The sequence below is a fragment of the Collinsella sp. SGI.095 genome (assembly GCF_050314535.1).
Classification (GTDB): domain Bacteria; phylum Actinomycetota; class Coriobacteriia; order Coriobacteriales; family Coriobacteriaceae; genus Collinsella.
The window spans coordinates 1-5,525 of sequence record NZ_JBNPNG010000034.1 but is presented as its reverse complement, the minus strand read 5'-3'; the positions used below and the strand labels follow the sequence as shown (position 1 = coordinate 5,525).

The 5,525-nt window shown below is 58.5% G+C and carries 4 protein-coding genes; 2 read left to right on the top strand and 2 right to left on the bottom strand.

From position 1 onward, the window contains the following. Positions 1–268, bottom strand: a 268-nt coding sequence (locus ACQRCA_RS08195) for a type II toxin-antitoxin system RelE/ParE family toxin (protein WP_427719857.1), incomplete at its 3' end; no start/stop codon positions are given. Next, on the bottom strand, positions 252–527 hold the full coding sequence (locus tag ACQRCA_RS08190) for a type II toxin-antitoxin system Phd/YefM family antitoxin (protein ID WP_152077364.1): 276 nt from the start codon (positions 525–527) through the stop codon (positions 252–254). The genes ACQRCA_RS08195 and ACQRCA_RS08190, both read right to left, overlap by 17 nt. Positions 528–1,121: 594 nt before the next feature. Here ACQRCA_RS08190 and ACQRCA_RS08185 point away from each other — a divergent pair. Continuing rightward, positions 1,122–3,011, top strand: a complete 1,890-nt coding sequence (locus tag ACQRCA_RS08185; protein WP_427719856.1) for a carbon starvation CstA family protein — start codon at positions 1,122–1,124, stop codon at positions 3,009–3,011. Positions 3,012–3,193: 182 nt separating this feature from the next. After that, positions 3,194–5,383, top strand: coding sequence for a hypothetical protein (locus tag ACQRCA_RS08180; RefSeq protein ID WP_427719855.1), 2,190 nt, complete (start codon positions 3,194–3,196; stop codon positions 5,381–5,383). The last annotated feature ends 142 nt before the right edge of the window (positions 5,384–5,525 follow it).

Genomic DNA, 5,525 nt, shown 5'->3' with positions numbered 1-5,525 from the left:
GGACTTCCATGACGTCGTCGATGACGACATAAAAAACCATGTAGTTGCCAACGTAGAAGCGGTAATACGGGTGCAACCGTCTTCTTGTCGAAGGGTATGTTGGTGACATGGTTGGATTCTTGAGATGCTCGAGTATGCCTGCTTCAACATTGTCGACAAGCCTATTTGCTGCAGCGGGGTTATTGAGATCAAAGGCGATATATGACGCTGCTTGGCTGAGGTCCTCCCAAAATAGGGGAAGATAGCGGAGCTTATAGTGCCTGTTCATCGAGACCGCCGTCGAGCATTTTTCTGACAGAGCCAAAGACATCGTCGTGTGTATAGCGAAGTTGCATGCTGGCAGCCTGACGATCAGCGGCATCAAGTGCGCTCTCGATTGTATTGCTCAGTGACTTGTACTGCTCAAAGCTCATGACGACCATAGAGCCCCGCCCGTTTTTAGTTAGAAAAACCGGACCTTCCTGTTCGACTTCGCGTTCAACATCCGGGTAGTGATTTCTAAGATCTGAGACTGGCCTAATATTCACAGCTACCTCCTGAGCTATCAGGATATTATCGTAATTATGATAACAGAGTTGAGATTTGGGAAGGGAACTCCTCGGGGGCGGGGCGGGCGCCTGCCGCCATATATGAACTTTATCGCGAGTTCCGCACGAACAGGAGGCCACTTAATGTGGCCTCCGTCGTGAGCAGGACTGTCCGAGCAGGAAAGTTCATATATGGCGGCAGGCGCCCGCCCCGCCCCCGAGGAGTATCTCTCAAGCAAAAACTGTCGTGGGGTAAAGTCCTAGGTCAGTGACGTTTTATACCGAGAAATTCAAAAAAAGTTGAAAATTCATTACATATTTGCGTTGACTTTAGGCAACTAAAGTTTCATACTCCTTTTCATCCACTGGGGGATGTGAACACGCACGGATTGTTCGCATCATGATTGAAGAGGATTTCTTAGACATGTTCACGCATCAGCTAAACATTATCAGCGTAGTAATTATCTGATGCGGGTTAGCACATACAGCTAGCCCGTACGATAACGGGCGGCTGATGAAGATGAGGGCCGTCGAGCGCAACCGACGGCCCTCATTTTTTATGTCTAGGAAGTTCTTTTTAGAGGAGGAAATGTAATGAACGGAGTTTTGCTCATGGTTGTGGCCGCAGCGGTGCTCGCCTGCGGCTATCTGGGCTACGGCCGCTGGCTGGCTAACAAGTGGGGCGTTGATAAAGAGGCCCTCACGCCTGCCAAGCGCATGAAGGACGGCAAGAGCTTCTCGCCCGTCTCAGCCTTCACCGCGTTCTCGCATCAGTTCAGCTCGATCTGCGGTGCTGGCCCTGTTACGGGTACGATCGTCGCCATGGCCTTCGGCTGGCTGCCCGTCGTGCTCTGGGTCCTCGTCGGCGGCATCTTCTTTGGCGCCGTTCACGACTTTGGCGCCCTGTACGCTTCGATGAAGAACAACGGCAAGTCCTTGGCTCAGCTCATCGAGAAGTACATCGGCAAGACCGGCCGTCGCCTGTTCCTGCTGTTCTGCTGGCTGTTCTGCATCATCGTCATCGCCGCTTTTACCGACATGGTCTGCAAGACGTTCATGTTCACCCCGGTCGTTGACGCCTCTGGCGCTGCCACCGGTGCCATCGACTTCACCAAGTCCTATGCCGCTGGCTGCGCTGGCACCATCTCCATCCTGTTCACCTTCGTCGCCATGGCCTTTGGTTGGGCTCAGAAGAAGTTCAACCTCACCGGCGCTGCCGAGTTCGTCACCGGCGTGGTGCTCATGGTCCTCATGTTCGCCGTCGGTATGCAGTTCCCGGTTTACCTGGACAAGTTCCAGTGGTTCGCCGTCGTCATGGTCTACCTGGTCTTTGCCGGTGCCATGCCCATCCAGATGCTCAAGACCCCTCGCGACTACCTCACTTCCATCATGATGATCGTCATGATCGTCTGCGCTGTCCTCGGCATCGCCGTCCTGGGCGTTAACGGCCAGGCTACCATCACCGCTCCGGTTTTCACCGGCTTTAGCAATGCCTCGGGCATGATGTTCCCGGTCCTGTTTGTCTCCGTTGCCTGCGGCGCTCTCTCCGGTTTCCATAGCCTCGTTTCTTCGGGCACCTCTTCCAAGCAGGTCGAGAAGGAGCAGGACGCCGTCAAGGTCGGTTTTGGCGCCATGATCGTCGAGTCCTTCGTCGGCATCCTCGCCATCATCGTCGCCGGCATCATGTTCTCCGACATGAACACTGCTGGTACCGGCGCCCTCAACGCCGGCGTCGCTTCCACCCCGTTCCAGATCTTCGCTGCTGGCATTTCTCGCGGTATGCAGGCCTTCGGCGTTGACGGCACGCTCGCTACCGTCTTTATGACCATGAACGTCTCCGCTCTGGCCCTGACCTCGCTCGACGCCGTCGCCCGCATCGCCCGCACCTCGTTCTCCGAGTTCTTTGCCCAGACCAACGACGCCCTGGCCATCGAGTCCAAGGCCGGTTACATGAAGGTCCTCGGCAACCCCTGGTTCGCCACGGTTGTCACCCTGCTCCCCGGCCTCGCCCTCGCCTTTGGCGGCTATGCCAACATCTGGCCGCTCTTTGGTGCTTCCAACCAGCTGCTCGGCGGTATGACCATGATCACCCTTGCCGTGTTCTGCAAGTGCACCGGCCGCAAGGGCTGGATGCTCTACGTGCCCGTCGCCTTCCTGCTCTGCTGCACCTTTACCTCGCTGGTCCAGAGCGCCATGGGCTGCATGACCGCCGTCCAGGCCTACGGCTTCTTCGGTACCATCCCGGCTACCGCCACCACGGCCGCCGTCTCCGTCGCCGCCACCAAGGGTCTGCAGCTCGTCTTTGCCGTCCTGCTGATGGTCCTGGGCCTCATCGTTGCCGTCAACTGCCTCAAGGAGTTCTTCGGCAAGGAGGCCGGTTCCATGCCCGACGAGGAGCCCGAGTGGTCCGAGATGGGCAAGGCCGAGTATGGTCGCGCTGCTGCTGCCGAGGCTCCCGCAAACGCCGAGGCCGCCAAGGCCTAATCGACCTAACGGATTGAACGTCACATCTATATGACTCGGAAAGGCCGGGTCCGCAACTGCGCGGACTCGGCCTTTTTCCATGCAAAAGCTAGTGTGCCCGGGTGTTCTCGCAGATGTTTTGCGTGGATAGGGGCGTGCGTTGTACCATATAGACGTATATGTGTACATATGAAAGGGGCCCCGTGGCCAAGACGGTATATTCCGATAACCAAAACAACGTCGATGCCCTGGCTGAGCGTCTGAGCAGCCAGACGTCGCTTTCTGCCGAGCGTGCCAAGCTGGTTGCCTACGACCTGCTCTGCCGCAAGGCGCTCAAGATCAAGTCGAGCGCGCTGGCACAGATTTTCCGTTCCGTCGATAAGGAATGTGACACCAAGGCGATGCGCGATGAACTTATCGCGGCAAAGATCGTTACCAAGATCGAGGGCAGCGGCGTTAACGGGCGCCCAGCGTTCTATACCATTAATGCCGAGATTCGCGATGTCCAGGAGCAGCCTGCCGAGGCTGCCGAAGAGGCCGTCGAGGACGTTGTCGATGCGCCTGTTGCGGTGGAAACGGCTCCGCGCGAGAACGTCGACACCGATGAGCTGCTTGACGAGAGCGTCGTTCGCGCCTTTACGGCCAAGGCGGGCCGCGGCGGTTTTGGCGGGGGCGGCAAGCGCGATGCGCAGCGCCGTGCCCAGCAGGAGCGCTTCCGTCGCGCTGTGGCTCAAAAGGATGAGCTCGATACCGAGGCTGTTGAGACCGAGGTTGCCGCTGAGTCGCAGAAGCCCGCGAAGGAGCAAAAGCCCGTGGAGGAGCAAAAGCCCAAGCGTCGTCGCGGTGCTCACTTTAAGGCTGCGCAGCAGGATGTCGCGCATGAGGCTGAAGAGCCTTCCGAGGTTGCAGACGATGTTGAGGAGTCTGCCAAGAGGGCTCCGGGTTCGTGTCGTCCCGGCCGCGGTTTTGCGGGGCTCGTGTATCCCGTAAAGCGTCAGGAGAAGGGCGAGCAGGCTTCGACCGCTCAGACCGAGAAGACCGAACAAACCGAGAAAACCGTTGAGCCGGCGGCTCGCGAGCAGCAGCCTTCCGAGTCGCAGTCTGCAGCCGACGCCGAGGTCAAAGTTCAACAGTCCGCTGATAAGCAGGCGGGGGAGAGCGCTTCGAGCAAGCCTCGCCGTCGTCGTCACCGTGGCGGCCGTGGCTCAAATGCCGAATCCGCGGCCGAGCAGGCAGCGGGGCAAAACAAGGATGCTAAGGCTGAGATTCCGGCGGAGCAGCCCAAGCGCCAGCCAGTAAAGGGGGGCAAGCCTGAGCGTTCGCAAAAGGGCTCGTCCGCGCCAAAGCAAGAGCGCAATACTCGGACAGATTCCAAGTGCAAATCCCAGACGCAGCCCAAACCGACTGCAAACGATGCGGCCGCCCAGCAGCCTGAGCCGCCCGCTCATGGCGAGGTTTCGGCCTTTGCTCTGGCCCGTGTCCTGGGCAGGCAGCTGCTCAAGGTCGTTCCCACACCTGCTGCACTCTCCAAGATTAAGGAGCAACAGACTCAAATCGTTAAGGTTGAGGGTAAGGACGGCAAAAAGGTTTCGCAGCGCACTCAGCACAACGAGATGTCCAACCGCAAGATTGCCGAGGAGATTGCAATCATCCAGGCTTGGATTGAGCAGAATCGCGGCGCCGACACGCCGGTCGCCTCGCGTCGCCAGCGCGCCTACCAGATTTTTAACGATGAGAAGGCCTTTGACGGCAAACACGGCGAGCGCCTGATGAGGCGTATGACCGAAAAGGGTATCAGCATGCAGGCGATTAAGGTCGCCCCCAACCGCCCCGTGCACTTTACGGGCTTCTTTACGCTGGGCGCCGACAAGCCGTTCATTATGGTCGAGAACCTAGACACCTATGACGAGATCGTCAAGCTCTTGCGCGGCCGCAAGCACGCTAAGCTTTTTGGCACCAAGGTGGGTGGCGTGATCTTTGGCGGCGGCTGCAAGGCGAGCGTCTCGCACGCACTGGATGATTATCTGGCCGAGATCGGCTATCGCTTTAACTATGTCTACTATGTGGGCGACATCGATCGAGAGGGTGCGCGCATCGTCGAGCAGGCCCGCAATGCCAATGTGGTTGAGATTCGCTTGCATGCCGGCATGTATCGTGCCATGCTCGCCGAGCACAAACGTCGCGTGAAAGCTGGCGGCGAGTGCGAGCCTGCGGCTGCCAATCAGGGTGTGCCGCAGAATTTGGCGGCGACAATCAAAGATCTGCCTATGGTCACGCGCGTGCAGTTCCGCAATGTGCTGCGCGAGGGCGGTCGCATTCCGCAGGAGATTCTGATGACCGCCGACTATCGGGATGGCGATTCGGGAAGCTTCGACCGCATGCTGAACAATTAGTTCCGCCGTTCTACCGAACGGCGGTCCTCTTGACGCTGCGAGGGTCCCTGGCACGGCAATCTGACGTTCAACTTCGGCGGCGCGACCAGAAGGTCAGCGCCGCCTTGTTTCACGTCACCTTGCCATACCAGGGCCCCTCTCG